The 24,911-nt window shown below is 57.8% G+C and carries 28 protein-coding genes and 1 tRNA gene; 22 read left to right on the top strand and 7 right to left on the bottom strand.

The genetic code is table 11. The features are described from left to right. Positions 1 to 60: 60 nt before the first annotated feature. On the top strand, positions 61 to 1,233 hold the full coding sequence (locus tag PSH79_RS22470) for an aspartate aminotransferase family protein (protein WP_305439682.1): 1,173 nt from the start codon (positions 61 to 63) through the stop codon (positions 1,231 to 1,233). Between the two features lie 126 nt (positions 1,234 to 1,359). Here the strand turns inward: PSH79_RS22470 and PSH79_RS22465 are convergent, their stop codons facing one another. The 4 genes from PSH79_RS22465 to PSH79_RS22450 form a co-directional block, all read right to left on the bottom strand. Continuing rightward, the gene (locus PSH79_RS22465; RefSeq protein ID WP_305439681.1) at positions 1,360 to 3,279 is read right to left on the bottom strand and encodes an alkaline phosphatase D family protein; all 1,920 of its coding nucleotides are present in this window, start codon (positions 3,277 to 3,279) and stop codon (positions 1,360 to 1,362) included. Positions 3,280 to 3,350: 71 nt separating this feature from the next. Then, a complete protein-coding gene (locus PSH79_RS22460; RefSeq protein ID WP_305439680.1) occupies positions 3,351 to 4,088 on the bottom strand; it encodes a hypothetical protein in 738 nt (245 codons plus the stop codon). Between the two features lie 116 nt (positions 4,089 to 4,204). Beyond that, positions 4,205 to 5,383, bottom strand: coding sequence for a hypothetical protein (locus tag PSH79_RS22455; protein WP_305439679.1), 1,179 nt, complete (start codon positions 5,381 to 5,383; stop codon positions 4,205 to 4,207). A gap of 90 nt (positions 5,384 to 5,473) precedes the next feature. Then, positions 5,474 to 5,839 (bottom strand): hypothetical protein, encoded by a 366-nt coding sequence (locus PSH79_RS22450; RefSeq protein ID WP_305439677.1) that lies wholly within the window; start codon positions 5,837 to 5,839, stop codon positions 5,474 to 5,476. Positions 5,840 to 5,958: 119 nt separating this feature from the next. On the opposite strand from PSH79_RS22450, the gene PSH79_RS22445 reads away from it, so the two are divergent. Genes PSH79_RS22445 through PSH79_RS22435 form a run of 3 tightly spaced genes read left to right on the top strand, consistent with a single transcriptional unit; the run spans position 5,959 to position 7,795 of the window. Beyond that, entirely contained in the window at positions 5,959 to 6,714 is a 756-nt protein-coding gene (locus PSH79_RS22445; protein WP_305439676.1) for a hypothetical protein, read from the top strand. A gap of 36 nt (positions 6,715 to 6,750) precedes the next feature. Further along, positions 6,751 to 7,119: a PH domain-containing protein gene (locus PSH79_RS22440; RefSeq protein WP_187677962.1), complete on the top strand. Its 369-nt coding sequence runs from the start codon at positions 6,751 to 6,753 to the stop codon at positions 7,117 to 7,119. Positions 7,120 to 7,159: 40 nt separating this feature from the next. After that, the gene (locus tag PSH79_RS22435; protein WP_305439674.1) at positions 7,160 to 7,795 is read left to right on the top strand and encodes a hypothetical protein; all 636 of its coding nucleotides are present in this window, start codon (positions 7,160 to 7,162) and stop codon (positions 7,793 to 7,795) included. Between the two features lie 54 nt (positions 7,796 to 7,849). Here PSH79_RS22435 and PSH79_RS22430 read toward each other — a convergent pair whose 3' ends face one another. Both PSH79_RS22430 and PSH79_RS22425 read right to left on the bottom strand, forming a co-directional pair. Continuing rightward, positions 7,850 to 8,179 carry a hypothetical protein gene (locus PSH79_RS22430; RefSeq protein WP_305439673.1) on the bottom strand — a complete coding sequence of 110 codons (330 nt, stop codon included), beginning with the start codon at positions 8,177 to 8,179 and terminating at the stop codon, positions 7,850 to 7,852. Positions 8,180 to 8,315: 136 nt separating this feature from the next. Next, positions 8,316 to 8,400, bottom strand: a tRNA-Leu gene (locus PSH79_RS22425). 108 nt (positions 8,401 to 8,508) lie between these two features. Between PSH79_RS22425 and queA the strand changes: the two genes are divergently transcribed. The 6 genes from queA (at position 8,509) to PSH79_RS22395 (ending at position 14,611) form a co-directional block, all read left to right on the top strand. Continuing rightward, positions 8,509 to 9,573, top strand: coding sequence for a tRNA preQ1(34) S-adenosylmethionine ribosyltransferase-isomerase QueA (queA, locus tag PSH79_RS22420; protein WP_305439672.1), 1,065 nt, complete (start codon positions 8,509 to 8,511; stop codon positions 9,571 to 9,573). Between the two features lie 14 nt (positions 9,574 to 9,587). Continuing rightward, on the top strand, positions 9,588 to 10,703 hold the full coding sequence (gene tgt / locus PSH79_RS22415) for a tRNA guanosine(34) transglycosylase Tgt (RefSeq protein WP_170947342.1): 1,116 nt from the start codon (positions 9,588 to 9,590) through the stop codon (positions 10,701 to 10,703). 43 nt (positions 10,704 to 10,746) lie between these two features. Then, positions 10,747 to 11,085, top strand: a complete 339-nt coding sequence (gene yajC / locus PSH79_RS22410; RefSeq protein WP_007916913.1) for a preprotein translocase subunit YajC — start codon at positions 10,747 to 10,749, stop codon at positions 11,083 to 11,085. Positions 11,086 to 11,149: 64 nt separating this feature from the next. Next, the gene (gene secD, locus PSH79_RS22405; RefSeq protein WP_305439670.1) at positions 11,150 to 13,018 is read left to right on the top strand and encodes a protein translocase subunit SecD; all 1,869 of its coding nucleotides are present in this window, start codon (positions 11,150 to 11,152) and stop codon (positions 13,016 to 13,018) included. A gap of 9 nt (positions 13,019 to 13,027) precedes the next feature. Further along, positions 13,028 to 13,942 carry a protein translocase subunit SecF gene (gene secF, locus PSH79_RS22400; RefSeq protein ID WP_305439669.1) on the top strand — a complete coding sequence of 305 codons (915 nt, stop codon included), beginning with the start codon at positions 13,028 to 13,030 and terminating at the stop codon, positions 13,940 to 13,942. Positions 13,943 to 14,062: 120 nt separating this feature from the next. Further along, entirely contained in the window at positions 14,063 to 14,611 is a 549-nt protein-coding gene (locus PSH79_RS22395) for a glycine zipper 2TM domain-containing protein (RefSeq protein WP_187677955.1), read from the top strand. 250 nt (positions 14,612 to 14,861) lie between these two features. Here the strand turns inward: PSH79_RS22395 and suhB are convergent, their stop codons facing one another. Then, positions 14,862 to 15,680 (bottom strand): inositol-phosphate phosphatase, encoded by an 819-nt coding sequence (gene suhB, locus PSH79_RS22390; RefSeq protein ID WP_016773320.1) that lies wholly within the window; start codon positions 15,678 to 15,680, stop codon positions 14,862 to 14,864. A 145-nt stretch (positions 15,681 to 15,825) separates the two neighbouring features. Here suhB and trmJ point away from each other — a divergent pair, with 145 nt between their 5' ends. The 12 genes from trmJ (at position 15,826) to rlmN (ending at position 24,899) form a co-directional block, all read left to right on the top strand. After that, positions 15,826 to 16,596, top strand: coding sequence for a tRNA (cytosine(32)/uridine(32)-2'-O)-methyltransferase TrmJ (gene trmJ, locus PSH79_RS22385; protein ID WP_305439668.1), 771 nt, complete (start codon positions 15,826 to 15,828; stop codon positions 16,594 to 16,596). A gap of 3 nt (positions 16,597 to 16,599) precedes the next feature. Next, positions 16,600 to 17,376 (top strand): serine O-acetyltransferase, encoded by a 777-nt coding sequence (cysE, locus tag PSH79_RS22380; RefSeq protein ID WP_007916901.1) that lies wholly within the window; start codon positions 16,600 to 16,602, stop codon positions 17,374 to 17,376. Positions 17,377 to 17,623: 247 nt separating this feature from the next. Further along, positions 17,624 to 18,115, top strand: a complete 492-nt coding sequence (gene iscR / locus PSH79_RS22375; RefSeq protein WP_003227911.1) for a Fe-S cluster assembly transcriptional regulator IscR — start codon at positions 17,624 to 17,626, stop codon at positions 18,113 to 18,115. A gap of 47 nt (positions 18,116 to 18,162) precedes the next feature. Continuing rightward, a complete protein-coding gene (locus PSH79_RS22370; RefSeq protein ID WP_305439666.1) occupies positions 18,163 to 19,377 on the top strand; it encodes an IscS subfamily cysteine desulfurase in 1,215 nt (404 codons plus the stop codon). Between the two features lie 83 nt (positions 19,378 to 19,460). Continuing rightward, positions 19,461 to 19,847 (top strand): Fe-S cluster assembly scaffold IscU, encoded by a 387-nt coding sequence (gene iscU, locus PSH79_RS22365; RefSeq protein ID WP_003227907.1) that lies wholly within the window; start codon positions 19,461 to 19,463, stop codon positions 19,845 to 19,847. A 34-nt stretch (positions 19,848 to 19,881) separates the two neighbouring features. Beyond that, on the top strand, positions 19,882 to 20,205 hold the full coding sequence (iscA, locus tag PSH79_RS22360; RefSeq protein WP_007903589.1) for an iron-sulfur cluster assembly protein IscA: 324 nt from the start codon (positions 19,882 to 19,884) through the stop codon (positions 20,203 to 20,205). Between the two features lie 8 nt (positions 20,206 to 20,213). Further along, the gene (gene hscB / locus PSH79_RS22355) at positions 20,214 to 20,735 is read left to right on the top strand and encodes a co-chaperone HscB (protein WP_187680637.1); all 522 of its coding nucleotides are present in this window, start codon (positions 20,214 to 20,216) and stop codon (positions 20,733 to 20,735) included. A gap of 51 nt (positions 20,736 to 20,786) precedes the next feature. Further along, entirely contained in the window at positions 20,787 to 22,652 is a 1,866-nt protein-coding gene (hscA, locus tag PSH79_RS22350) for a Fe-S protein assembly chaperone HscA (RefSeq protein WP_305439664.1), read from the top strand. Next, positions 22,652 to 22,993: an ISC system 2Fe-2S type ferredoxin gene (gene fdx / locus PSH79_RS22345; RefSeq protein ID WP_007916885.1), complete on the top strand. Its 342-nt coding sequence runs from the start codon at positions 22,652 to 22,654 to the stop codon at positions 22,991 to 22,993. Before hscA ends, fdx begins: the two co-directional genes overlap by 1 nt. A gap of 14 nt (positions 22,994 to 23,007) precedes the next feature. Continuing rightward, positions 23,008 to 23,208, top strand: coding sequence for a Fe-S cluster assembly protein IscX (gene iscX, locus PSH79_RS22340; protein ID WP_095190531.1), 201 nt, complete (start codon positions 23,008 to 23,010; stop codon positions 23,206 to 23,208). Positions 23,209 to 23,296: 88 nt separating this feature from the next. Continuing rightward, positions 23,297 to 23,722 (top strand): nucleoside-diphosphate kinase, encoded by a 426-nt coding sequence (gene ndk, locus PSH79_RS22335; RefSeq protein WP_042560926.1) that lies wholly within the window; start codon positions 23,297 to 23,299, stop codon positions 23,720 to 23,722. A 28-nt stretch (positions 23,723 to 23,750) separates the two neighbouring features. After that, entirely contained in the window at positions 23,751 to 24,899 is a 1,149-nt protein-coding gene (gene rlmN / locus PSH79_RS22330) for a 23S rRNA (adenine(2503)-C(2))-methyltransferase RlmN (RefSeq protein ID WP_016984373.1), read from the top strand. Positions 24,900 to 24,911 lie beyond the last annotated feature (12 nt).

The following is a 24,911-nucleotide window of genomic DNA, read 5'->3' as shown; positions in this document are numbered from 1 at the left end:
ATCCAGTTTGAGTGGCTAACCATACTGCAAACACACCGACCTTCACTGGAGTTTGAAGTCATGACCGCCGCCCTGATGAACACCTACCAACCGCTGGCCCTGAGTTTCACCAAAGGCCTGGGCACCCGACTTTGGGATCAGGCCGGGCGCGAGTATCTGGATGCGGTTGCCGGGGTCGCGGTAACCAACGTTGGCCACTCGCATCCGCGGATTGTTTCGGCGATTAGCGAGCAGGCCGGATTGCTGCTGCATACCTCCAATCTGTACAGCATTGACTGGCAGCTACAACTGGCAAAGCGGCTGACTGCGTTGTCGGGGATGGAGCGGGCGTTCTTCAATAACTCCGGTGCCGAGGCCAACGAGACGGCGCTGAAACTGGCGCGGCTGTACGGGTGGCGCAAGGGTATTGAGCAGCCCCTTGTCGTGGTGATGGCCAACGCTTTCCACGGCCGCACACTCGGCACCTTGTCCGCCAGCGATGGGCCGGCGGTGCGTCTGGGCTTTAATGAGCTGCCGGGGGATTTCGTCAAAGTGCCGTTCGGTGATCTCGCAGCACTGGAGAAGGTTCAGCGCAAGCACGGTGAGCGGATCGTGGCGATTCTGGTCGAGCCAATTCAAGGTGAAAGCGGCGTGCAACTGGCGCCGCCCAATTACCTCAAAGCCCTGCGTGAACTTTGTAATCGCCATGCCTGGCTGCTGATGCTCGATGAAATTCAAACTGGCATCGGGCGTACTGGCCGGTGGTTTGCGTTTCAGCATGAAGGCATCGTCCCGGACGTGATGACGCTCGCCAAAGGACTCGGCAACGGCGTGCCCATCGGCGCTTGTCTGGCCCGGGGCAGGGCGGCAGATCTGTTCACCCCCGGCAGCCATGGCAGCACGTTTGGCGGCAATCCACTGGCTTGCCGGGTCGGCTGCACAGTGCTGGATATCATTGAAGAACAAGGCTTGCTGGAGAACGCGCGAGTGCAGGGTGAGCGCTTGCTGGCCCGGTTACGCGCAGAGCTTGCGGATAACCCGAATGTGCTGGCGATTCGCGGGCAGGGATTGATGATCGGCGTCGAATTGAAGCAGCCGATTCGGGATCTGACACTGATCGCTGCCCGGGATCATGGGTTGCTGATCAATGTCACGCGCGGCAAGACCATACGGCTGCTGCCGCCGTTGACGATTGATGAGCGTGAGGTGGGGATGATTGTCAGAGGTGTCGGGCGGGCAGTCACTGCGCACTAATGGCTACTCGATAACCCCTGTGGGAGCGAGCCTGCTCGCGATAGCGTAGCGTCAGACGACATTCATTTTGAAGGGTCAATCGCAATCGCGAGCAGGCTCGCTCCCGCAGGGGAAAAGTGCGTCGCGCTAATCAGGATAATCCGACAAATCCGGCGCCAGCATCCGCGTCTTCGCCGCTCCATTCGAATTGTGCTGAATGATCTCGCGCGGCTGCCCCTGCTCATTGAAAAACACCTGCCCAACCCCCGCCGAGTTCCACAGTCGCTCACCTGCTTCGGCGTGTTCCGGCGTATACGGCACGATGCGCATGCGCCGGCGTTTGGTCAGCCAGTTCAGGGGTGAACGCGGAGAGTAGAGCCAGCGGTTGAGCCGGTCGAACCACTCCAGCAGCGCCGGCGGAAACTCGTTCTTGATGCCGCTGCTGGTGATCTGCCAGATGCGCGGACCGGCCTTGCGGTGTCGGATCAGCACTTCGTAGACGAAGGAATAATGCACATCGCCGGACAGCACCACGTAGTTACCTGGCGTACGTGTATGTCGGAAAATGTTCAGGATCACCTGCGCGGCGCCCCGATGGGCCATCCAGTTCTCCGCATCGACCAGCAGTGGATAACCGAACCAACTGAAAATCTTCTGCACGGTTTCAATCAGCTTCACGCCAAAGATCGGCGCGGGCGAAACGATGATTGCTGACGGGTGATCAAGCAGGTCCTGCTGCAACTCGCTCAAGGCTTCCCAGTCGAGCAGCCCCGACGGTTGCTTCAGCGCCAACTCGCTGCGCCAGCGTCGAGTACGCGTGTCAAGGACTACCAGCGCGGGACTGGTCGGCAGCACGAAATGCCAGTTCTGGAAGCGCAGCAGGTCATCAATCAGATCGTCCTGTACCGGACTGTCGAGGTAGTGATCATCGCCACTGGCAATCAGACCTCGGGTTTTCTCCAGCACATCCTTGAAGGCATCCGGGTTGTTGCCCCAGCCCTGACACAACATATAAGCGATCAATGCGTTGCCGATAATGCGTTTGGAGAACGGGTGGCCGTAGGCCGTTTCCTCCCATTGCGCGGACAGATTCCAGTCATCGGTGATGTCGTGGTCGTCGAAAATCATCAGGCTCGGCAGATGCGCCAGTGCTCGGGCGACGTTGCCCAGGCCAGCCTTGAAGGCGTCGATACGAGTTTGTTCGAGGGTATAGCGCTTGAGCCGTTCGGGCGTGAGCGTTGGCGCTGTCGGGTTGATCAGTGTCCACGCGACCGGCGACCACACCAGCAGATACATCGCCATGACTTCAGCGAAAGTCACCAGATGATTGTCGGCGCTGCTGCTGGTGAAAATCGGCTTACGCGCGCCGCCGAAAAATCGCTCACGCAGAGTCTCGTTGCTCTCTAGCGCCGGTAACAAATCCGCACGGTGGTAGTAGCTGGCCGGGTGTTCGTAAAGCTTGGCGCTGTCGCTGACCACGGCACCTTCGAGGTGTTCGTCGAACAGGCCGAGGCGCCTGATCAAGGCATGAATCGCCCGCAGCGTCGGCCCGGCAACGTCATCGGCGTAGACCTGATCACCGCTCATCATCAACAGGGCCGGGCGTTGCTGCGGATCGGTTTCGGCGGCCAACAGTTGATCGACACAGAGCAAACCGTCCGCTGCCGGGTGATGCGGCTTGCGGCAGGAACCGTGAAGCAACTGATCGATCCGCGAGCGCACGACGAAGTTTGGACACGTAGCGCCGCCATACATCAGATGTGGCGCCCAATCGGCGATACCTTCCTGGCCATCGATCAGCAGGTCGTAGTCGATAAATTCGTTGAGGGGCAGGGCGTTTTCGAGGCTGACATCGATGAGATGAATGAAGGCTCGAGTGCCCACGGAAATGACTGCGCATTTCTCGGTATCGAGAGGAATGTTTCCTACACCCTGCAAGCGCAAGGTCAGCGACAGTGGACGCGTACCGATCAGCCACAGCACCAGCCGCGTCGGTTCCAACCGTCGCAACAGCGGGCCGGCCAAGACAGGAGGCAGCGGGGTCAGGTCATCGGGTGTTGGAGACATCAAGGACAAAGCTCAAGGCGCACAGGCCGGCGATGATAGCGCAGCCGGCGCCTTGAACGCTTAAACGAGACTTAAGAGTCCGCTTTTTGCAGCTTAAGGCCCAGCAGGCGCCATTCTGCAGGTATCGCATCAACTCTCGGCTGCTCCTGCACGGAGCAATCGAAACGGTATTTCACATCGTCGCCGTTCATGTTGCGCGCGGTGACGATGTTGCTGAAGGTGTAGATCTGATCCTTGAAGCGATGGCTGACGAGGCCTTTGCTGTCAGCAAAGCGCGCCGAGTTGGGAAAGCGCAACGTGCTGGTCACGAACGGGCTGCACATGACATACGCGATCATCGACTTGTCGGCCTGTGCGTCGCCGCGCAATTTCTTGTTCAGCGCTGCCAGGGCCATACGACCCTGATAGTCGCTTTGATCCAGCACGGTCTGTAGCCCGATTGATTTCGGCGCCCGGCCGGCGTAGTTCGGCAGCAATGCGGAGTCGGCGGGAGAGGGCTTGTCGTCCGGCTCGATGGCAGCAAAAGCCGGCGCATCCTTCAGCTCGGCAGCGGGCGTGACTGACTCGGCCTCAGGCAATAGGGAGGTCGGTTCGGCGACCTGCGTGTTTTCAGCCTGCGCCGTCTCGTAGTCATGCGACGAAGGAAGCAGCGATAAAGTGATCGACAGCACCACCATCGCAACAATGAAACCACCCGCAGCGCCAACAATGTTGCCGTAGAAAATATTCCAGCTGCCACGGTTCTTGACCACCCAGCGCCACATGAAACCCCAGGCCGCGACAAACGCCAGAAAACGCAAAAACTCCATTTGATCCTTTCCTTAAACCTGCAAAAACGCTCAAGGCAGCACGCTTCGAGCCCGCTGCAATAATGGGCAGCAAGATAACAAAATAGAAGCGTCGCGCTTCTTGCTCATCGAGCTGATCAGCTACCGGTCAGTTCGAAGCGCAGATCCAGCAACTTCCAGTCGTCAAAACCTTCGTTCATGGTTGGCAAAGCCTGCAGGGTGCATTCGTAACGATAGGTCAGATAATTTTTCGCAGCGTCCTGGATCTTCATCAGACTTGTGCTGGTATAGATCTGCTCTTTGTAACGCTGAGTCGAGAGAGCCTTGTCGTCGGCAAACAAGGCCAGTTCCGGCTGACGCAGAACGCTGCGTAAAAACGGCTCGCACATCTGGAACGCGATCAGTCTTTTGTTGGCGTCCGGCCCGCCAATGAGCCCTTTTCGCAACTGCGCATGAGCCAGAGTCTGTTGCGCAGTCATCCCTTGAACCGCCGCCAGTTCAGAACGGGTTGTCGGTATTTCATTGAGATAGTTTTCCACCAGGCCAGACTTGAGCGGTTCTGGCGTAGCAGCAGGCGCAGCGGCGACATACTCGGGCAATGCTTCCCCGGACGACGTGTTGGCAGAACTCGCAGGACCTGATTTTCCTTGCATGGTCAACTCCAGCAGACGCCATTGGTCATCCTTGATCCCGTTGCCGGAGACGAACTTCACGGCGCAGTCATAGCCGAGACTGACCATACTGCCCTCCATGTTTTCGCCACTAATCCTGCTCGTGACGAGGTAGGTCTGGGATTTGTAAGTGTCGAATCGAGCGTCCTCAGTCTCGTCGAAGGAGGCGGAGTCCGGAATGCGCAGCGTGGATTTTGCCGCTGACCGACAGATCAGCCCCGCCAGGCTTCCGTTGACCCCGTTGACCATGTCCGCGCTGGCTCGCCATTGCGCGTATTGGCTTCTCCACTGTGGATCGAGACTGGCGGAAAGCAGCGGTGTAGAGAGCCGTGGATAGCGCGGGCTGTCGGTTGGCAGCAACGGCGACGTCGGAGCGGATGCACGACTGACCGGAGTGCGTGGGACAAAGGATCTGAGCTGGCTTTCGTTCGCGATTTGCGGCTGAGTGCCGCTGGATGTCGCGGGGGGGGACTTTTCGGGCAGAAGTCCTTTGACGATAACGAACACCACGGCTGCCACGATAATCCCGGCAATCAGGCCGGCGAAGTGGCCAAAGAATACCGGCCAGTTTCCACGATTCTTGAAGACCCAGACCCACATCCCTGCCCAGACCAGCAAAAACATCACGATCAACGATGTTTCCATTCCATCCATTTCCTTTCTTTAATTCGTGTCAGCTCACTAAGTAGATCCGCCTTTGCGGGCGGCAAGATAGCAAAACAATTACGCCTCAGTTCACATGTTGGGAAAATAATTCACAGCAAGAAACAGCAGGGTCGCCATGCCGGCGGCAAACCCACACACCGCGCCCAGCAACTGACGTGCAATCGGATGTTCGGGTTGACGGCGATTGGCAATCCACAACCATACCCCCGCCAGAACGCCCGCGCTTGTGGTGAACACTACCAAGCTGCGATCCAGATTCGGTGTCGCCATCGACGTTCCAATGACTGCGTCGTAAATCAGCGTGAACACAATGCCGGTTACTACGCTACTTCCAGCGCCAGCAAGGTTGCCAAGTAGCAAGTTCCACTCACCCCGTTGCTTCACCACCCAAAACCAGGTTCCGACCATCACTAGCAAGCACAACAAAGCATCCATTGGTTTATTCCCGAGTGCGCGATAACGGAGGCGGTTGACAGGCCTTCTCCGAGAGTGGACGGCAAGATATCAAACTAGTAGCTTTGCGCCACTTTCTTCAACTGCGTAACGGACTACACATGCCTACCGTTTCTTCTGTCCCGCGCCTGCTCAGCGCTTTCCTCCTCTCTACCGTAATGACCCCGGCACTTGCCGGCTGGGATGAAACCCCGGAGGTTGCCTGGAAGGAATACCTCTCCGATTGTCAGAGTTTTCAGCAAGTCGTGAACAACGTTCAAAACGGGGTCATGACTACCAGGCAAGCGATGGGCCGCGTCGACAGCTTGAATCGCACTGTTTACGTCCATCGCGATCACCTCGCCCAGGAAAGCCTTGCCTCTCCCGAATATGCCCGTTGCGAAAACGTCATTGCTCAAGCGTTCGTGATCCGGAACAAGGAAGAGGAGGTCCTGGTCGCGGAGCTTCAACAGCAATACTTCAAGGCTCAGGCCGAGCACGAGAAGTCACCGGAATACAAGCGCGCCCTCGATCTAGGCTTTAGCGACGTCGGCGCAATTGGCAAGCTCCACGAACTCGCCGAGGAATCGGAAACGGACGGCGAAGCGTATCTGAAGACGTTGATGATCACGGTCGATCGGGGATGCGGCCGACATTTCCGCGCCGTGCGATACGTCAAACCCTATGTGATCTACACCGCCCATCCCGATGAGGGCAGTTGCGCCGTCTATAAGGAAGTTGCGGTGCTGGGCGGAGAAATGGTGGAGCGAGGCGAGACCATCGATGAAGACGCGGTATTTCAGTACGTGGGATGGAAGAAGCTGGAAGGGCCAGGTGGGTTTCCCATCGACATTCGAGTCGTAAAGGTGCGCAATTAATCTGCAGGGCTTTTTCTTCAACCAGAGGATAAACAGATGATCGACTTCAACAACAAAGGCTTCTTCAAACTCAAGCAGAACAATGAATACGCCGAACGCGTCACCGCCCTGTTGCTGGACGGGGAAGAAGTGATCGACTCCTACAAGGCCATGCGCGACGGCGTGGTGTTCACCAACAAACGCATCATCGCCGTCAACGTCCAGGGCATCACCGGCAGCAAGAAGGATTTCACCTCGCTGCCGTACAAGAACATCGTCGCGTACTCCGTGGAAACGTCGGGGACCTTTGATCTGGACTCGGAGCTGGAGATTTACTTTTCGTCGTTGGGGAAGGTGAAGTTTGAGTTCACCGGGAAGACGTCGATGGTAGAGATTTCGAAGTACATTTCCAAGCATCTGTTGTAACGGCTGTAGTGCTTTTTTGAAGAGTTTTTATGGAGGTGGTATGAGTATTGGAAGCTGCCGAGGTGAGGAACGCAAAAGGAAGATCGTGGCTGAATATGATATCCGCCCACTGTTCCACATAAAAATGATTGAGGGGCAAGATGCTCTTGAAGGCTGCTGTGGGAAAGTTTCGGATCGTTATTACCATTTCGAGGCTACCTCCAAGGCTACCAAGGAAGTTGAAAACTTTGTGGTCGGATATGACTGCGCAGAACAATTGTTGGATATGACAGAACAGGAGTATCTGCCGCTGTTTAATCCGCTAAGTCATCAGGGGGGCGGGAGTGGGAGTGGTGGCTCACAACAAGTCAAAAGCGGGGTAAATGGCAAGGCATCCATGGCGCCTCTTAATAAAGAGTTGTCGGATGCGATTCATCTGCTTTGTATGTCTTGGAAAGGCGTACCTCGCGGTCGATTGCTAAGCTCTCTGGATTTTATTAGAAGGCTACCGGGAATACCCACGAAGAACTTTTCAATTGTTGGATTAAATGAAGTAATCGCTAAAGACAGTCGCCAGAGGACCCTTGCTCAAATGATTGATGATTTGAGGAAGCAAAGTCCGGGGTTGCGCAGTTTTGAGTTCCCACTGATGCAGCAGGTTTTAGTCATGGAAAAAAAAGTTAGCCTGCTCTCATAGAGGGTAGAAAGTCGCATCTCTGCCTCAGTGCTGTTGTTCAGTTGGAAGAAGTCGTCACAGTATGTCTTTCAGATAGCCCTTCAGCGCGAGGAGCGGCGCGTCAAGCTGCTCCAGCGATTGAGCCTCCCCGAGTTCAGTCTTCAACTTGTGCAGTTCGCGTCCCAAGGGTTTGTCGACTCCGCCCAAGGCGTCCATCGCCAGCCCCAGGCATTCATTCACTTTGAACTGAATGGTCTCGACATCCCCGCGCCGCACCAGCAATTCAAACACGTCTTTCTGATAATCACCCATGACCATGTCGTCCCGCAAAATCGGGCTCAGGCCTTCTTCCTCGTAAGCGAGTTTGAGGGAGAAAAGGGCGACTGTTTCCAGTGACGTTTCCATGGTTTGGTTCCTTGGGGTTCCGATGGCCAAGAAGCGGAGGATCAAAAGATCGCAGCCTGCGACAGCTCCTACGCAAGCGAGGGGCTTTATTGCAGACGAAAAAAAAGGCCTTGCTAAGCAAGACCTTTCTTAATTTTGGTGCCCCGAGGGAGACTCGAACTCCCACTCCTTTCGAAAACGGATTTTGAATCCGCCGCGTCTACCAATTCCGCCATCAGGGCTCAATGGCGGCGAAGTATAGAGATGAGATTACCGTTGGTCAATCACGTTTCATGGTCAATTTTCGATATTTCCGCTAGACTTTCCGGCCCTGCTAGACGAACCCCATCATGCGCGTTGCTGACTTTACCTTCGAACTCCCTGATTCGCTGATCGCTCGCCACCCTTTGGCCGAGCGTCGCGGCAGTCGCCTGTTGACCCTGGATGGGGTCAGCGGCGCCCTCGCACACCGTCAATTCACTGATTTGCTTGAGCATTTGCGCCCGGGCGATTTGATGGTGTTCAACAATACCCGGGTGATTCCGGCGCGGCTGTTCGGGCAGAAAGCGTCCGGCGGCAAGCTGGAAATCCTCATCGAGCGGGTGCTCGATACGCATTGCGTGCTGGCCCATGTGCGCTCCAGCAAGTCGCCGAAGCCGGGTTCGAAGATTCTCATCGACGGCGGTGGCGAAGCCGAGATGCTTGCGCGTCACGACGCGTTGTTCGAGCTGTGCTTCGCTGAAGAAGTGTTGCCGCTGCTTGATCGCGTCGGGCACATGCCGCTGCCTCCTTATATAGACCGCCCGGATGAGGGCTCGGATCGCGAGCGTTATCAGACCGTGTACGCCGAGCGCCTGGGCGCGGTAGCGGCGCCGACGGCGGGGCTGCATTTCGATCAGTCGCTGATGGAGGCGATTGCCGCCAAGGGCGTCGAGACCACTTTCGTCACGCTGCACGTGGGCGCGGGTACTTTTCAGCCGGTGCGCGTAGAGAAGCTTGAAGATCACCACATGCACACTGAGTGGCTGGAAGTCGGCCAGGACGTGGTCGATGCAGTTGCAGCGTGCCGTGCGCGCGGCGGTCGAGTGATTGCCGTTGGCACCACCAGCGTGCGTTCGCTGGAAAGCGCCGCGCGTGATGGCGTGCTCAAGCCGTTCAGTGGCGATACCGACATCTTTATCTATCCGGGCCGGCCGTTCCATGTGGTCGATGCCCTGGTCACCAATTTCCATTTGCCGGAATCCACGCTGTTGATGCTGGTTTCGGCATTCGCCGGTTATCCCGAAACCATGGCCGCCTACAAGGCCGCCGTCGACAACGGTTACCGCTTTTTCAGCTACGGTGATGCCATGTTCATCACCCGTAATCCCGCACCTACTGCCCCTAAACAAACAGGCCCAGAGGAAACAGAATGAGTCGCGAATGTCGCATGTCCTTTGAGCTCCTGGCCACCGATGGCAAGGCCCGTCGTGGTCGTTTGACCTTCCCGCGTGGCACCGTCGAAACCCCGGCTTTCATGCCGGTCGGTACTTACGGCACGGTCAAGGGCATGTTGCCGCGTGACATCGTCGCCACTGGCGCGGAAATCATTCTGGGCAACACCTTCCACCTGTGGCTGCGCCCTGGCACCGAGGTGATCAAGGCGCACGGCGACTTGCACGATTTCATGCAGTGGAAAGGCCCGATCCTGACTGACTCCGGTGGCTTCCAGGTGTTCAGCCTGGGCGCGATGCGCAAGATCAAGGAAGAAGGCGTGACCTTCGCCTCTCCGGTCGACGGCTCGAAAGTGTTCATGGGCCCGGAAGAGTCGATGCAGGTTCAGCGCGATCTGGGTTCCGACATCGTGATGATTTTCGACGAATGCACGCCGTACCCGGCTGACGAAGACGTCGCCCGTGTGTCGATGGAGCTGTCGTTGCGCTGGGCTCAGCGTTCGAAAAACGCCCACGGTGAAAACACCGCGGCGCTGTTCGGTATCGTTCAGGGCGGTATGCACCAGGATCTGCGCATGCGCTCGCTGGAAGGTCTGGACAAGATCGGCTTCGACGGTCTGGCCATCGGCGGTCTGTCGGTGGGCGAACCGAAGCACGAAATGATCAAGGTGCTGGATTATTTGCCGGGCATGATGCCGGCTGACAAACCTCGTTACCTTATGGGCGTTGGCAAACCGGAAGATCTGGTTGAGGGTGTGCGCCGCGGTGTGGACATGTTCGATTGCGTGATGCCAACCCGTAATGCCCGCAATGGGCATCTGTTCATTGATACAGGCGTGCTGAAGATCCGTAACGCGTTCCATCGCCATGATGATTCGCCGCTGGATCCGACCTGCGATTGCTATACCTGCCAGAACTTCTCCCGCGCTTATCTGCATCACCTGGACAAGTGCGGCGAAATGCTGGGAAGCATGCTCAATACCATCCATAACTTGCGCCATTATCAGGTGCTGATGGCTGGTTTGCGCGAGGCTATTCAACAGGGTACATTGGCCGCCTTTGTCGATGCCTTCTACGCCAAACGCGGGCTCCCCGTTCCGCCTTTGGACTGAGTTTTCTGACCCCAAGATTCAACATTTGCAACTGGAGTGCTAAATGAGCTTTTTTATCTCTAATGCCATGGCTGACGCCGCTGCACCGGCTGCTGCCGGCCCAATGGGTGGCGGTTTCGAGTGGATTTTCCTGGTCGGCTTCCTGGTCATCTTCTACCTGATGATCTGGCGTCCACAGGCCAAGCGCGCCAAAGAGCAGAAGAACCTGCTGAGCAGCCTGCAAAAGGGCGACGAAGTGGTCACCACTGGCGGCATCGCCGGCAAGATCACCAAAGTGGCCGATGACTTCGTGGTTCTGGAAGTTTCCGACACCGTGGAAATGAAGTTCCAGAAAGGCGCCATCGCCGCCACGCTGCCAAAAGGCACGCTGAAAGCGATCTAAGGTTCCAACTTCTACTCAATCGACGGGGCGCGCAAGGCGCCCCGCGTTCATAACGGGCGGCGTGATGCTGAACAAATACCCTCTGTGGAAATACATTCTGATCCTGGCGGTGCTGGCGATCGGTCTGATTTATTCCGCTCCCAATCTATACCCCGATGACCCGGCCATTCAGATCAGCGGCGCCAGCACGGCACTGCAGGTCAATCAGGCCGATCTGGATCGCGTAAGCACCGCGCTGAAAGAGTCCGGGATCAACGTCAAGGCTGCCACGCTGGCGGACAACGGCAAGGGCGGCCTGATCCGTCTGGTCAAGGCTGAAGACCAGTTGCCGGCAAAAGACGTTGTGCGCAAGGCATTGGGTGATGACTACGTCGTCGCGCTGAACCTGGCACAGACCACCCCGCAATGGCTGCGCAATCTGGGTGCGCACCCTATGAAGCTGGGCCTGGACTTGTCCGGTGGTGTGCACTTCCTGCTGGAAGTGGACATGGATAAAGCCCTCGATGCACGCCTGAAAGTCTACGAAGGCGACGTCAAGAGCCTGCTGCGTAAAGAGAAGCTGCGCTATCGCAGTCTGCCGCAACTGGGCGGTGCCATTCAGTTGGGCTTCAGCGATGAAGATTCCCGCGAACAGGCCCGTGCACTGATCCGCAAGAACTTCAACGATTTCGACATTGTTCCGGCCGACCTCAACGGTCAACCGGTGCTGCGTCTGGCGATGACCCCGGCCAAGCTGGCGGAAATCCGTGAATACTCCATCAAGCAGAACTTGACCACGGTACGTAACCGCGTCAACGAGCTGGGTGTTGCCGAACCGATCGTTCAGCGTCAGGGCGCCAACCGCATCGTGGTTGAGCTGCCGGGCGTACAGGACACTGCCGAAGCCAAGCGTATTCTGGGCAAGACGGCCAACCTTGAGTTCCGTCTGGCCGCAGAGCCGGGTGCTTCGAAAGCCACTTCCGAGAGCTTTGAATTCCGTGAGGGCAACCGTCCTCCTGCGCAGATCGAGCGTGGCCTGATCATCACCGGTGACCAGGTGACTGACGCCAAGGCCGGTTTCGGTGAGCACGGCACGCCTGAAGTGAACATCCGTCTGGATGGTCACGGTGGCGAGCTGATGAGCCGCGCGACACGTTCGAACGTCGGTCGCAGCATGGCAGTGATCTTCATCGAACAGCGTCCGATCACCACTTACACCAAGCAAATGGTTAATGGTGTCGAGAAAGACGTCGCGGTGCAGACGTTCAAGGAAGAGAAGAAGATCATCAGCCTGGCGACCATTCAGTCGCCGCTGGGTGCTCAGTTCCGCATCACTGGCCTGAACGGTCAGGGCGAATCGTCCGAGCTGGCGCTGCTGTTGCGTGCCGGTGGTCTGGCGGCGCCGATGTACTTCGCTGAAGAGCGCACAATCGGCCCGAGCCTGGGTGCTGACAACATCACCAAAGGTATTGATGCATCGCTGTGGGGCATGCTGTTCGTGTCGCTGTTCATCATCGCCATCTACCGCTTCTTCGGCGTCATCGCCACCGTCGCGCTGTCGGTGAACATGGTGCTGCTGCTGGCCTTGATGTCGCTGCTGGGTGCAACGCTGACCCTGCCGGGTATCGCCGGTATCGTCTTGACCATGGGTATGGCGGTCGATGCCAACGTACTGATCTTCTCGCGGATCCGTGAAGAGATCGCCGCCGGCATGACCGTGCAGCGTGCAATCAACGAAGGCTTCGGCCGGGCATTCACCGCGATTCTCGACGCCAACCTGACAACTCTGTTGGTTGGCGGGATTCTCTTTGCCATGGGCACCGGCCCGGTCAAAGGCTTCGCAGTGACCATGTCCCTCGGGATCTTTACCTCGATGTTCACGGCCATCATGGTGACCCGCGCAATGGTCAACCTGATCTTCGGCGGACGTGACTTCAAGAAGTTGTGGATTTAAGGGGCTGCCATGTTACGTACAATCAACTTCATGGGCGTTCGCAACTTCGCGTTCGGCGTCACAGTATTCCTCACCCTGCTGGCTATGTTCAGTGTCTTCACCAAGGGCATGAACTGGGGTCTGGACTTCACCGGCGGTACGCTCATCGAGCTGACCTACGAGCGTCCGGCCGATGTCACCAAGGTGCGCGAGCAACTGGTGACTTCGGGTTATCACGAAGCCGTCGTGCAGAGCTTCGGTGCGACTACCGATCTGCTGGTGCGGATGCCCGGTGAAGACCCGCAGTTGGGCCATCAGGTGGCGGAAGCGCTGCTGAAGGTTGGCGGCGACAACCCGGCAACGGTCAAGCGTGTCGAGTTCGTCGGCCCGCAGGTCGGTGAAGAACTGCGCGACCAGGGCGGCCTCGGCATGCTGCTGGCGCTCGGCGGTATCCTGATCTACCTGGCTTTCCGCTTTCAGTGGAAGTTCGCGGTCGGCGCCATTGTTTCGCTGATCCACGACGTGATCGTGACCATCGGCATCCTGTCGTATTTCCAGATCACTTTCGATCTGACGGTACTGGCTGCGGTGCTGGCGATCATCGGCTACTCGCTGAACGACACCATCGTGGTATTCGACCGGGTTCGTGAGAACTTCCGCGTGCTGCGCAAGGCGACGCTGATCGAGAACATCAACATCTCGACCACTCAGACCCTGCTGCGCACCATGGCGACGTCGATCTCCACGTTGCTGGCGATCGCGGCACTGCTGTTCTTCGGTGGTGACAACCTGTTCGGTTTCTCCATTGCCCTGTTTATCGGTGTTCTGGCGGGTACTTACTCGTCGATCTACATCGCTAACGTGGTGCTGATCTGGCTGAACCTGACCACTGAGGATCTAATTCCTCCGGCCAACACCGAGAAGGAAATCGACGACCGTCCATAACGGCCATCGTCTTTCCCGCTGTCAGCCAAAAAAGGCGCGAGTTGAACTCGCGCCTTTTTTTATGCTCCAAGGCTGGGAGAAGCGCGGGCGCGTCCCGCATGTGATGGTCAGGAGGTTCATGTGAACAAGTCGTTGCTGGTTGGTGCGGTATTGGGTGCTGTCGGTGTGACTGCCGGGGGTGCTGTTGCCACCTACAGCCTGGTTAAAAGCGGCCCTGAGTATGCGCAAGTACTGGCTGTTGAACCGGTCAAAACACAGATCAAGACTCCACGTGAAGTGTGCAAGGATGTAGCCGTGACCCGCCAGGCGCCGGTCAAGGATCAACACCAGATCCTCGGTACCGCGATTGGCGCGGTAGCGGGTGGTTTGCTGGGTAATCAGGTCGGCGGCGGTACTGGCAAGAAGATCGCCACCGTGGCCGGTGCGGTTGGTGGTGGTTATGCCGGTAACAAGGTGCAGGAAGGTATGCAGAATCGCGATACCTACACCACCACCCAGACTCGCTGTAATACGGTGAATGACATCAGTGACAAAGTTGTCGGTTACGACGTGCGTTATTCACTGGATGGCAAGGAAGGCAAAGTGCGGATGGATCGTGATCCGGGCAACCAGATTCCGGTCGACAAGGAAGGCAAGCTGGTTCTGTCGCAGAATGAGCCGGCTCAGTAATAGTCCGAGCGTTTAAAAAGAAGCACCCTGCGGGGTGCTTTTTTGTGCCCTCCATTTAAGCCGCACAACAAACCCCCCTGTAGGAGTGAGCCTGCTCGCGATAGCTATTTATCATTCAATGCAGGTGGTGGCTGATACACCGCTATCGCGAGCAGGCTCACTCCTGCATTGCTCCGGTGGTGTGGCGGAGGGCGAATTCCAGGCATAAAAAAAGCACCCCGAAGGGTGCTTTTTGCATTTCGCGAAAAGCTTAGCGCTTCAGCGAAGCCGGCAGGTGCGGCTGGATCGCCGTCAGCACTGCCTTGAAGCATTTAGTGTTGCCGGCAACGATATGGCCTTTTTCAAGGAAGTCGTGACCACCGGTGAAGTCGCTCACCAGGCCGCCAGCTTCTTGAATCAGAAGGGCGCCTGCAGCCATGTCCCACTCGGACAGGCCCGACTCCCAGAACGCATCGAAACGGCCGGCAGCCACATAGGCCAGGTCCAGGCTGGCGGAGCCGGCGCGGCGGATGCCGGCAGTCTGGCCGACCAGGGCGCGGAACATGCCCAGGTAGTTGTCGAGGTTGTCCATCTGATCGTCACGGAACGGGAAGCCGGTACCCAGCAGGGCGCCGTCAAGGCTGGTGCGACCGCTGACGCGCAGGCGACGACCGTTCAGTTGAGCGCCGCGACCACGGCTGGCGGTGAATTCTTCCTGGCGCACCGGATCCAGAACAACAGCGTGTTCCAGGCGACCACGGTATTTGCAGGCGATGCTGACAGCAAAGTGTGGAATGCCGCGCAGGAAGTTGGTGGTGCCGTCCAGCGGATCGATGATCCACAGGTACTCTTCGCCTTCGATGCCGGTGCCGGCGTGCAGGCCAGTCTCTTCACCCTGGATCGAGTGATTCGGGTAAGCCTTGCGCAGGGCGTCGATGATTTTCTGTTCAGCGGCGCGATCGACCTCGGATACATAATCCTTGGCGTCTTTTTCGTCGACCTTGATGGTATCCAGGCGCTCGATGGAGCGGAAGATCAGTTCACTGGCGCTGCGGGCGGCGCGCAGCGCGATATTCAGCATGGGCTGCATGGATGTGTCACCTAAGGTTGTTAAAGAAAGCCGCGCATTCTATCAGAACTTTTCTTCAGGTGAAGGTCGCTGTTCGCTTTCATAGCTTAACGGTAGGCTGTTCTGTAAGATTTGCACCCCTTTACTGTGTCCGAGAGCGCCTCCCTTGCTGCAGAACATTCGTGTCGTCCTGGTCAATACCAGCCACCCCGGCAACATCGGTGGGGCCGCGCGCGCCATGAAAAACATGGGTCTGTCGCGGCTGGTGCTGGTCGAGCCGCGGGTCTTCCCGCATCACGAAGCCGATGCCCGCGCTTCCGGTGCCGGTGACATCCTTGAAAACGCCCAGGTCGTCGCCACCCTGGAAGATGCCTTGGTCGGCTGCAATCTGGTGCTCGGCACCAGCGCCCGTGACCGGCGTATTCCCTGGCCGCTGCTGGATCCGCGCGAATGCGGCACCAAAGTGGTTGAGGAAGCCGGGCAGGGCGCAGAGATTGCGCTGGTGTTCGGCCGTGAAGATTCCGGCCTGACCAATGACGAGCTGCAGCGATGTCACTTTCACGTGCACATCCCCTCCGATCCTGAGTTCAGTTCGCTGAACCTCGGGGCGGCGGTTCAGGTGTTGAGCTATGAAGTGCGCATGGCCTGGCTGGCCGCACAAGGTCGGCCGAGCAAGATCGAGAAGGAAGAAGTGGCTTCGGTAAAAAGCGCCGAGCTGGCGACCATGGATGAGCTGGAACGATTCTATGAGCACCTGGAGCAAACGCTGGTCGCCATCGAATTCCTCGATCCTGAGAAACCGCGACACCTGATGGCGCGCCTGCGCCGGTTGTACGGACGCAGCTCGGTCAGCCGGGCGGAAATGAATATATTGCGTGGCATCCTCACGGAAACCCAAAAAGCGGCCCGTGGTGAGCTTCTGAAACGGAAGGACTGAATGATGTTTGAGCGTTTGCGTGAAGATATCCAAAGCGTATTCCATCGAGATCCGGCGGCGCGTAACGCTTTTGAAGTGCTGACTTGCTACCCCGGTATGCACGCGATCTGGATTCATCGTCTGGCCGGGATGCTCTGGCGCAACGAGCTCAAATGGCTGGCGCGGCTGGTATCGAACTTTGGTCGCTGGTTGACCGGGATCGAGATTCATCCGGGGGCGAAAGTCGGTCGTCGCTTCTTTATCGATCACGGCATGGGCATCGTCATTGGCGAAACCGCCGAGATCGGTGATGACGTGACCATTTATCAGGGCGTGACCCTGGGTGGCACCAGCTGGAACAAAGGTAAGCGCCATCCAACGTTGGGAGACGGTGTTGTCGTCGGTGCCGGCGCTAAAGTGCTCGGCCCGTTTACTGTGGGGGCGGGCGCCAAGGTCGGCTCCAATGCCGTGGTGACCAAAGAGGTTCCGCCGGGCGCTACAGTCGTGGGGATTCCGGGGCGAATCATCGTCAAATCCGATGAAGAGCAGGATGCAAAGCGCAAGGCCATGGCCGAAAAGATCGGCTTCGATGCCTACGGCGTCAGCGAAGACATGCCTGACCCGGTGGCGCGCGCCATTGGGCAGTTGCTCGATCACCTGCAAGCGGTGGACGGGCGTCTGGAGGGGATGTGCGGCGCGCTGAAGGATCTGGGCAGTAATTACTGTGCGAAAGATCTGCCTGAGCTGCGCGAAGAAGATTTCGCCTGCGTGAAAGGCAAAGACGAGTCCAAAGCCAGCTAACGCCCCCTGTAGGAGCTGCCGAAGGCTGCGATCTTCTGATCTTGCCTTTCATAAGATCAAAAGATCGCAGCCTTCGGCAGCTCCTACACAGGCATCCGTCAACCGGTGTGCCATTAGGCCGCAGAGCCTGCTATCATTCGCGCGCTCTTTTGCGGGTAAACCCGACTAAAGCACTAGGTCTAATAGTTGACTTAAATGCTCGGGAATTGCATACTCCCGCCCATTCCGAACTCCGTGGTAACTGTCCATGAGACTGACTACAAAAGGCCGATACGCCGTGACTGCCATGCTTGATCTGGCGTTGCACGCGCAGCACGGGCCGGTGTCCCTGGCCGATATCTCCGAGCGCCAAGGCATCTCCCTGTCCTATCTCGAACAGCTTTTCGCCAAGCTGCGCCGCAGCAACCTGGTTTCCAGTGTTCGCGGCCCGGGTGGTGGCTACCAGTTGTCCCGCGACATGCAGGGCATTCAGGTGGCTCAGGTGATCGATGCGGTGAACGAATCGGTCGATGCTACCAAATGCCAAGGCCAGGGCGACTGCCACTCCGGCGACACTTGCCTGACCCATCACTTGTGGTGCGACCTTAGCCTGCAGATTCACGAATTTCTAAGTGGTATCAGCTTGGCCGATCTTGTGACTCGCCGTGAGGTGCAAGAAGTAGCCCAGCGTCAGGACCAGCGCCGTTGCAACAGCAAGGCGCCACGCCTGGACAAGATTGAAGCGTCCGCCGTCGAATGACAGCCGAAGAGCTAGCGGTACGCCAGCCCTGATTTAGGAGATAGTCCATGAAATTGCCGATTTACCTTGATTACTCTGCGACCACCCCGGTCGATCCGCGCGTTGCGCAAAAAATGAGTGAGTGCCTGCTGGTCGACGGAAACTTCGGTAACCCTGCGTCCCGCTCCCACGTGTTCGGCTGGAAAGCTGAAGAGTCCGTCGAAAACGCCCGTCGTCAGGTGGCCGATCTGGTCAACGCCGACCCGCGCGAAATCGTCTGGACGTCCGGCGCCACCGAGTCCGACAACCTGGCAATCAAAGGTGCGGCACATTTCTACGCCTCCAAGGGCAAGCACCTGATCACCTCCAAGATCGAGCACAAGGCTGTCCTCGACACCATGCGCCAACTGGAGCGTGAAGGTTTCGAAGTCACCTACCTCGATCCTCAGACTGATGGTCTGATCACTCCTGAGATGATCGACGCCGCGCTGCGCGAAGACACCATTCTGGTGTCGATCATGCACGTGAACAACGAAATCGGTACCGTCAACGATATCGCCGCCATCGGCGAGCTGCTTCGTTCGAAGGGCATCCTGTTCCACGTTGACGCTGCTCAGTCCACTGGCAAGGTCGAGATCGACCTGCAGAAACTGAAAGTCGACATGATGTCGTTCTCTGCCCACAAAACCTACGGCCCTAAAGGCATCGGCGCGTTGTACGTCAGCCGCAAGCCGCGTGTGCGCATCGAAGCGACCATGCACGGCGGCGGTCATGAGCGCGGCATGCGCTCCGGCACCCTGGCGACTCACCAGATCGTTGGCATGGGTGAAGCGTTCCGTGTGGCCAAGGAAGACATGGCTGCCGAGAACGTTCGTATCAAGGCATTGAGCGACCGTTTCTACAAGCAGGTCGAGCATCTGGAAGAGCTGTACGTCAACGGCAGCATGATCGCCCGCGTTCCGCACAACCTGAACCTGAGCTTCAACTACGTTGAAGGCGAGTCGCTGATCATGGCACTCAAGGATCTGGCGGTTTCGTCCGGTTCGGCCTGCACCTCGGCATCGCTTGAGCCTTCGTACGTACTGCGCGCCCTGGGCCGCAACGACGAACTGGCACACAGCTCGATCCGCTTCACCTTCGGCCGTTTCACCACCGAAGAAGAAATCGACTACGCCGCGCAGAAAGTCTGCGAGGCCGTTACCAAGCTGCGCGCTCTGTCGCCGCTGTGGGATATGTACAAAGACGGTGTCGACATTTCGAAAATCGAGTGGGCGGCACACTGATTTCAAGTCGCCGCGAACCGGCCCTGTAAACCCAGGTTGCAGGGCTTTAAGAGCGACTCTCTGATGAGTGAGGATTAAGCATCATGGCTTACAGCGAAAAGGTCATCGACCACTACGAAAACCCGCGCAACGTCGGCAAGATGAACGCGGAAGATCCTGATGTCGGCACCGGCATGGTCGGCGCTCCAGCGTGCGGCGACGTAATGCGCCTGCAAATCAAGGTCAACGATCAGGGCGTTATCGAAGACGCCAAGTTCAAGACCTATGGCTGCGGTTCGGCAATCGCTTCCAGTTCCCTCGCCACTGAGTGGATGAAGGGCAAGACCCTGGACGAAGCCGAAACCATCAAGAACACCCAGCTGGCCGAAGAATTGGCCCTGCCGCCAGTGAAGATTCACTGCTCGGTACTGGCTGAAGACGCTATCAAAGCGGCTGTTCGCGATTACAAGCAGAAGAAAGGCTTGATCTGACTTTCTGGATTTGGCGACGAGTAAGGAGTCAACGATGGCTATCAGCATGACAGAAGCGGCTGCTCAGCACGTGCGACGCTCCCTCAACGGGCGCGGCAAAGGTGAAGGGATTCGTCTGGGTGTTCGCACCACAGGTTGTTCCGGCCTTGCCTACGTGCTGGAGTTTGTCGACGAGGTGGTTGCAGAGGATCAGGTGTTCGAAAGTCACGGCGAAAAAGTGATTATCGACCCGAAAAGCCTCGCCTACCTGGACGGCACCGAGCTCGATTTCGTCAAGGAAGGGTTGAACGAAGGCTTCAAGTTCAACAACCCCAATGTCCGCGGTGAGTGTGGCTGCGGCGAAAGCTTCAACATCTGAGGCTTGTCGTGGGAATTCCTTGTCATTTCGCTTTATTCGAGCTGCAACCGAGTTTCCGTCTGGATCTCGAGCAGTTGGCCACGCGCTACCGTGAGTTGGCGCGCGGCGTTCATCCTGACCGTTTTGCCGACGCTTCCGAGCGCGAGCAGCGGTCGGCGCTCGAGCAGTCTGCGCGGCTCAACGATGCTTATCAGACGCTCAAGAGCCCGCCGCAGCGTGCGCGCTATCTGCTGAAAGTCAGCGGGCATGAAGTGCCGATGGAAGTCACGGTTCACGACCCCGAGTTTCTTCTGCAGCAGATGCAGTGGCGCGAAGAACTCGAAGACCTCCAGGACAGCGCTGATCTGGACGGTGTCGCGGTGTTCAAGCGTCGCTTGAAAGTGGCTCAGGAAGAACTCAACGAAAGCTTCGCAGCCTGTTGGGATGATGCAGCGCAACGCGAACAGGCCGAACGCCTGATGCGGCGCATGCAATTCCTCGACAAGCTCACCTACGAAGTGCGCCAGTTAGAAGAGCGCCTCGACGATTAACCCAGTGCCGCTCCGGTCGCACGCCTGATATACAGATAAGTCCTGATCACGATGGCCCTACTGCAGATCGCCGAACCCGGCCAAAGTCCTCAACCGCACCAGCGTCGTCTGGCTGTGGGGATCGACTTGGGCACTACCAATTCGCTGGTCGCTGCGTTGCGCAGTGGTCTTTCCGAGCCATTGGCCGACGCTGACGGGCAGGTCATCCTGCCGTCTGCCGTGCGTTATCACGCCGATCGCGTCGAAGTCGGCGAGTCGGCCAAGCTGGCCGCCGCTTCCGATCCTTTGAACACCGTGCTGTCGGTCAAGCGCTTGATGGGTCGTGGTCTGTCCGACGTCAAGCAATTGGGCGAGCAACTGCCATACCGCTTTGTCGGTGGCGAGTCGCACATGCCGTTCATCGACACCGTGCAAGGCCCGAAAAGCCCGGTCGAAGTTTCCGCCGATATCCTCAAGGTGTTGCGTCAGCGTGCTGAAGCGACTTTGGGTGGCGAACTGGTCGGTGCGGTAATCACCGTTCCGGCGTATTTCGACGATGCCCAGCGCCAGGCCACCAAGGATGCGGCGAAACTCGCCGGTCTGAATGTGCTGCGCCTGCTCAATGAGCCGACCGCCGCTGCTGTGGCTTACGGTCTGGATCAACACGCTGAAGGCCTCGTAGCGATTTATGACCTCGGCGGCGGCACCTTCGATATTTCTATTTTGCGTCTGACTGGCGGTGTTTTCGAAGTCCTGGCCACCGGCGGCGATAGCGCGCTGGGCGGCGATGACTTTGATCACGCGATTGCCGGCTGGATCATCGAGAGCGCCGGTCTGTCCGCCGATCTCGATCCGGGCGCGCAGCGCAATCTGCTGCAAACTGCCTGCGCAGCCAAAGAAGCCCTCACCGATGCGGCCAGTGTTGAAGTTGTCTACGGCGACTGGAAAGCACAGCTGACCCGCGAAGCCTTCGATGCGCTGATCGAGCCGATGGTCGCGCGTAGCCTGAAAGCCTGCCGCCGCGCCGTTCGTGATTCCGGCATTGAGCTGGATGACGTACACGCTGTGGTCATGGTTGGTGGTTCGACCCGCGTTCCACGCGTTCGTGAAGCCGTTGCCGAAGCCTTCGGTCGTCAACCGTTGACTGAAATCGATCCGGATCAAGTGGTGGCCATCGGGGCCGCGATCCAGGCCGATACCCTGGCTGGCAACAAGCGCGATGGTGGCGAGTTGCTGCTGCTCGACGTGATTCCGCTGTCCCTGGGGCTGGAAACCATGGGCGGTCTGATGGAGAAGGTGATTCCACGCAACACCACCATTCCCGTCGCCCGCGCTCAGGATTTCACTACCTATAAAGACGGCCAGTCGGCCATGGCGATCCACGTCTTGCAGGGCGAGCGCGAGTTGATCAGCGACTGCCGCTCCCTGGCGCGCTTCGAATTGCGCGGTATTCCGGCAATGGTGGCCGGTGCGGCGAAGATTCGCGTGACCTTCCAGGTCGATGCCGACGGTCTGCTCAGCGTTTCGGCCCGTGAACTGGGTTCGGGCGTAGAGGCGAGCATTCAGGTCAAGCCGTCCTACGGTCTGACCGATGGCGAAATCGCCAAGATGCTGAAAGATTCGTTCCAGCATGCCAATGACGACAAGGTCGCCCGCGTCCTGCGCGAGCAGCAAGTTGATGCCCAGCGCCTGATCGAAGCGGTGCAGGGTGCTCTGGAGGCGGATGGCGAGCGTCTGCTCGACGCCGAAGAGCGCATGGTCATCGACATGCAGGTGCAGGAACTGGTCGAACTGATGAAAGGTACTGATGGTTACGCCATCGAGCAGCAGACCAAGCGTCTGTCGCAAGTGACCGATGCTTTTGCTGCCCGCCGCATGGATCTGACGGTGAAAGCCGCTCTGTCGGGGCGCAATCTGAATGAAATCGAGGATATCTGATGCCGCAGGTCATTTTTCTGCCCCACGAGAAGTTCTGCCCTGAAGGCATGGTGGTCGAGGCTGCGCCCGGCACATCGATTCTTGAACTGGCCCACGAACACCACATCGAGATGGAAAGCGCCTGTGGCGGTGTCTGCGCCTGCACCACATGCCATTGCATCATCCGCGAGGGTTTCGACTCGATGGAAGAGGCTGACGAGCTGGAAGAAGACTTCCTCGATCGTGCCTGGGGTCTGGAAGCGCAATCGCGCCTGGCCTGTCAGGCTATCGTTGGTGAAGAAGACATCACCGTCGAGATTCCGAAATATTCGCTTAACCATGCGGCCGAAGCGCCGCACTGACTGGTAAGACTGTCATGAGCTACGGTTGGAATGATGTTCAACGCATTGCAGAAGAATTGGCCGAAGCCAAGCCGGATGTCGATCCGCTTTCTGTCAATTTCGTCGACCTGCAGCGATGGATCAAGGAACTGCCTGACTTCGACGATACCTCTGGCCGTGTTGGCGAGAAGGTATTGGAAGCGGTTCAGGCGCTCTGGATCGAAGAAGTAGACTGATCGTCCTCGCAGGTTAGGCAATACCCAAGAACCCGCGTATAATTCGCGGGTTTAATTTTTCGCAAATTACCGTTTCTGGAGTTACACCATGGCTGTTCAACGTACTTTCTCCATCATCAAGCCTGACGCTGTTGCAAAAAACGTCATCGGCGAGATCACCACTCGTTTCGAAAAAGCAGGCCTGCGCGTTGTAGCTTCGAAACTGAAGCAACTGTCCAAAGCCGAAGCTGAAGGCTTCTACGCTGAGCACAGCGCTCGTGGTTTCTTCGGCGACCTGGTTTCCTTCATGATCTCCGGTCCTGTTGTTGTTCAGGTTCTGGAAGGCGAAAACGCTATCGCTCTGAACCGTGAGCTGATGGGCGCTACCAACCCTAAAGAAGCTGCTGCCGGTACCATCCGCGCTGATTTCGCTGATTCCATCGACGCCAACGCTGTTCACGGTTCGGACTCCGAAGCCGCAGCTGCTCGTGAAATCTCGTACTTCTTCGCAGCTACTGAAGTAACCACTCGCTAAGCATTGGCTTAAGAGTGAAGGTGAATCCATGACTACATCGACTGTAAAAACCAACCTGCTGGGTCTGACTCAACAGGAAATGGAAAAATTCTTCGACTCAATCGGGGAGAAGCGTTTCCGTGCCGGTCAGGTAATGAAATGGATTCACCACTTTGGCGTCGATGATTTCGACGCCATGACGAACGTCAGCAAGGCCTTGCGCGACAAGCTCAAGGCTATTGCTGAGGTCCGTGGTCCTGAAGTGGTCAGCGAGGACATTTCCAGCGACGGCACCCGTAAGTGGGTGGTGCGCGTGGCGTCCGGCAGCTGTGTCGAGACCGTGTACATTCCCCAGGGCAAGCGCGGCACTCTGTGCGTTTCGTCCCAGGCAGGCTGTGCCCTGGATTGCAGTTTCTGCTCCACCGGCAAGCAAGGCTTCAATAGCAACCTCACCGCCGCCGAAGTTATCGGTCAGGTGTGGATTGCCAACAAATCTTTCGGCAGCGTCCCGGCAACCGTCGACCGTGCCATCACCAACGTGGTGATGATGGGCATGGGTGAGCCGCTGCTGAACTTCGACAACGTCGTCGCCGCCATGCATCTGATGATGGATGACCTCGGCTACGGGATCTCCAAGCGCCGCGTGACCCTGTCCACGTCGGGTGTGGTGCCAATGATCGATGAGCTGGCGAAGCACATCGACGTATCCCTGGCGTTGTCCTTGCACGCACCGAATGACGCATTGCGTAACCAATTGGTGCCGATCAACAAGAAATATCCGCTTAAGATGCTGCTCGAGTCGTGCCAGCGCTACATGTCCGCCCTTGGCGAGAAACGTGTGCTGACCATCGAGTACACCTTGCTCAAGGACATCAACGATAAAGTTGAGCATGCAGTGGAAATGATCGAGCTGCTGAAGAACATTCCGTGCAAGATCAACCTGATCCCGTTCAACCCGTTCCCGCATTCCGGGTACGAGCGGCCTAGCAACAACGCTATCCGCCGGTTCCAGGATCAGTTGCATCAGGCCGGATTCAACGTCACTGTCCGCACCACCCGTGGTGAAGACATCGACGCTGCTTGTGGTCAATTGGTAGGGCAGGTGCTGGATCGCACCCGTCGCAGCGAACGTTATATCGCCGTGCGCGAGTTGAGCGCCGACAGCGATCTGGCACAGAACGCTGCGAACACTAACTAAGAGAGGATCTCT

Source organism: Pseudomonas sp. FP2196, from assembly GCF_030687715.1.
GTDB lineage: Bacteria > Pseudomonadota > Gammaproteobacteria > Pseudomonadales > Pseudomonadaceae > Aquipseudomonas.
Note: the sequence above shows the minus strand (reverse complement) of the source record. Positions and strands in the feature narration are given on the sequence as shown.

What these genes read in the sequence shown, in the direction of transcription:
- PSH79_RS22455 (WP_305439679.1), bottom strand. Translation starts at nt 5,383, where the DNA reads ATGGAAACATCGTTGATCGTGATGTTTTTGCTGGTCTGGGCAGGGATG.
- PSH79_RS22465 (WP_305439681.1), bottom strand. Translation starts at nt 3,279, where the DNA reads ATGTCTCCAACACCCGATGACCTGACCCCGCTGCCTCCTGTCTTGGCC.
- PSH79_RS22440 (WP_187677962.1), top strand. Translation starts at nt 6,751, where the DNA reads ATGATCGACTTCAACAACAAAGGCTTCTTCAAACTCAAGCAGAACAAT.
- iscU (WP_003227907.1), top strand. Translation starts at nt 19,461, where the DNA reads ATGGCTTACAGCGAAAAGGTCATCGACCACTACGAAAACCCGCGCAAC.
- cysE (WP_007916901.1), top strand. Translation starts at nt 16,600, where the DNA reads ATGTTTGAGCGTTTGCGTGAAGATATCCAAAGCGTATTCCATCGAGAT.
- tgt (WP_170947342.1), top strand. Translation starts at nt 9,588, where the DNA reads ATGTCCTTTGAGCTCCTGGCCACCGATGGCAAGGCCCGTCGTGGTCGT.
- iscX (WP_095190531.1), top strand. Translation starts at nt 23,008, where the DNA reads ATGAGCTACGGTTGGAATGATGTTCAACGCATTGCAGAAGAATTGGCC.
- secF (WP_305439669.1), top strand. Translation starts at nt 13,028, where the DNA reads ATGTTACGTACAATCAACTTCATGGGCGTTCGCAACTTCGCGTTCGGC.
- yajC (WP_007916913.1), top strand. Translation starts at nt 10,747, where the DNA reads ATGAGCTTTTTTATCTCTAATGCCATGGCTGACGCCGCTGCACCGGCT.
- PSH79_RS22450 (WP_305439677.1), bottom strand. Translation starts at nt 5,839, where the DNA reads ATGGATGCTTTGTTGTGCTTGCTAGTGATGGTCGGAACCTGGTTTTGG.
- PSH79_RS22460 (WP_305439680.1), bottom strand. Translation starts at nt 4,088, where the DNA reads ATGGAGTTTTTGCGTTTTCTGGCGTTTGTCGCGGCCTGGGGTTTCATG.
- rlmN (WP_016984373.1), top strand. Translation starts at nt 23,751, where the DNA reads ATGACTACATCGACTGTAAAAACCAACCTGCTGGGTCTGACTCAACAG.
- iscR (WP_003227911.1), top strand. Translation starts at nt 17,624, where the DNA reads ATGAGACTGACTACAAAAGGCCGATACGCCGTGACTGCCATGCTTGAT.
- PSH79_RS22430 (WP_305439673.1), bottom strand. Translation starts at nt 8,179, where the DNA reads ATGGAAACGTCACTGGAAACAGTCGCCCTTTTCTCCCTCAAACTCGCT.
- PSH79_RS22470 (WP_305439682.1), top strand. Translation starts at nt 61, where the DNA reads ATGACCGCCGCCCTGATGAACACCTACCAACCGCTGGCCCTGAGTTTC.
- iscA (WP_007903589.1), top strand. Translation starts at nt 19,882, where the DNA reads ATGGCTATCAGCATGACAGAAGCGGCTGCTCAGCACGTGCGACGCTCC.
- hscA (WP_305439664.1), top strand. Translation starts at nt 20,787, where the DNA reads ATGGCCCTACTGCAGATCGCCGAACCCGGCCAAAGTCCTCAACCGCAC.
- secD (WP_305439670.1), top strand. Translation starts at nt 11,150, where the DNA reads ATGCTGAACAAATACCCTCTGTGGAAATACATTCTGATCCTGGCGGTG.
- PSH79_RS22435 (WP_305439674.1), top strand. Translation starts at nt 7,160, where the DNA reads ATGAGTATTGGAAGCTGCCGAGGTGAGGAACGCAAAAGGAAGATCGTG.
- queA (WP_305439672.1), top strand. Translation starts at nt 8,509, where the DNA reads ATGCGCGTTGCTGACTTTACCTTCGAACTCCCTGATTCGCTGATCGCT.
- suhB (WP_016773320.1), bottom strand. Translation starts at nt 15,680, where the DNA reads ATGCAGCCCATGCTGAATATCGCGCTGCGCGCCGCCCGCAGCGCCAGT.
- ndk (WP_042560926.1), top strand. Translation starts at nt 23,297, where the DNA reads ATGGCTGTTCAACGTACTTTCTCCATCATCAAGCCTGACGCTGTTGCA.
- fdx (WP_007916885.1), top strand. Translation starts at nt 22,652, where the DNA reads ATGCCGCAGGTCATTTTTCTGCCCCACGAGAAGTTCTGCCCTGAAGGC.
- PSH79_RS22370 (WP_305439666.1), top strand. Translation starts at nt 18,163, where the DNA reads ATGAAATTGCCGATTTACCTTGATTACTCTGCGACCACCCCGGTCGAT.
- PSH79_RS22445 (WP_305439676.1), top strand. Translation starts at nt 5,959, where the DNA reads ATGCCTACCGTTTCTTCTGTCCCGCGCCTGCTCAGCGCTTTCCTCCTC.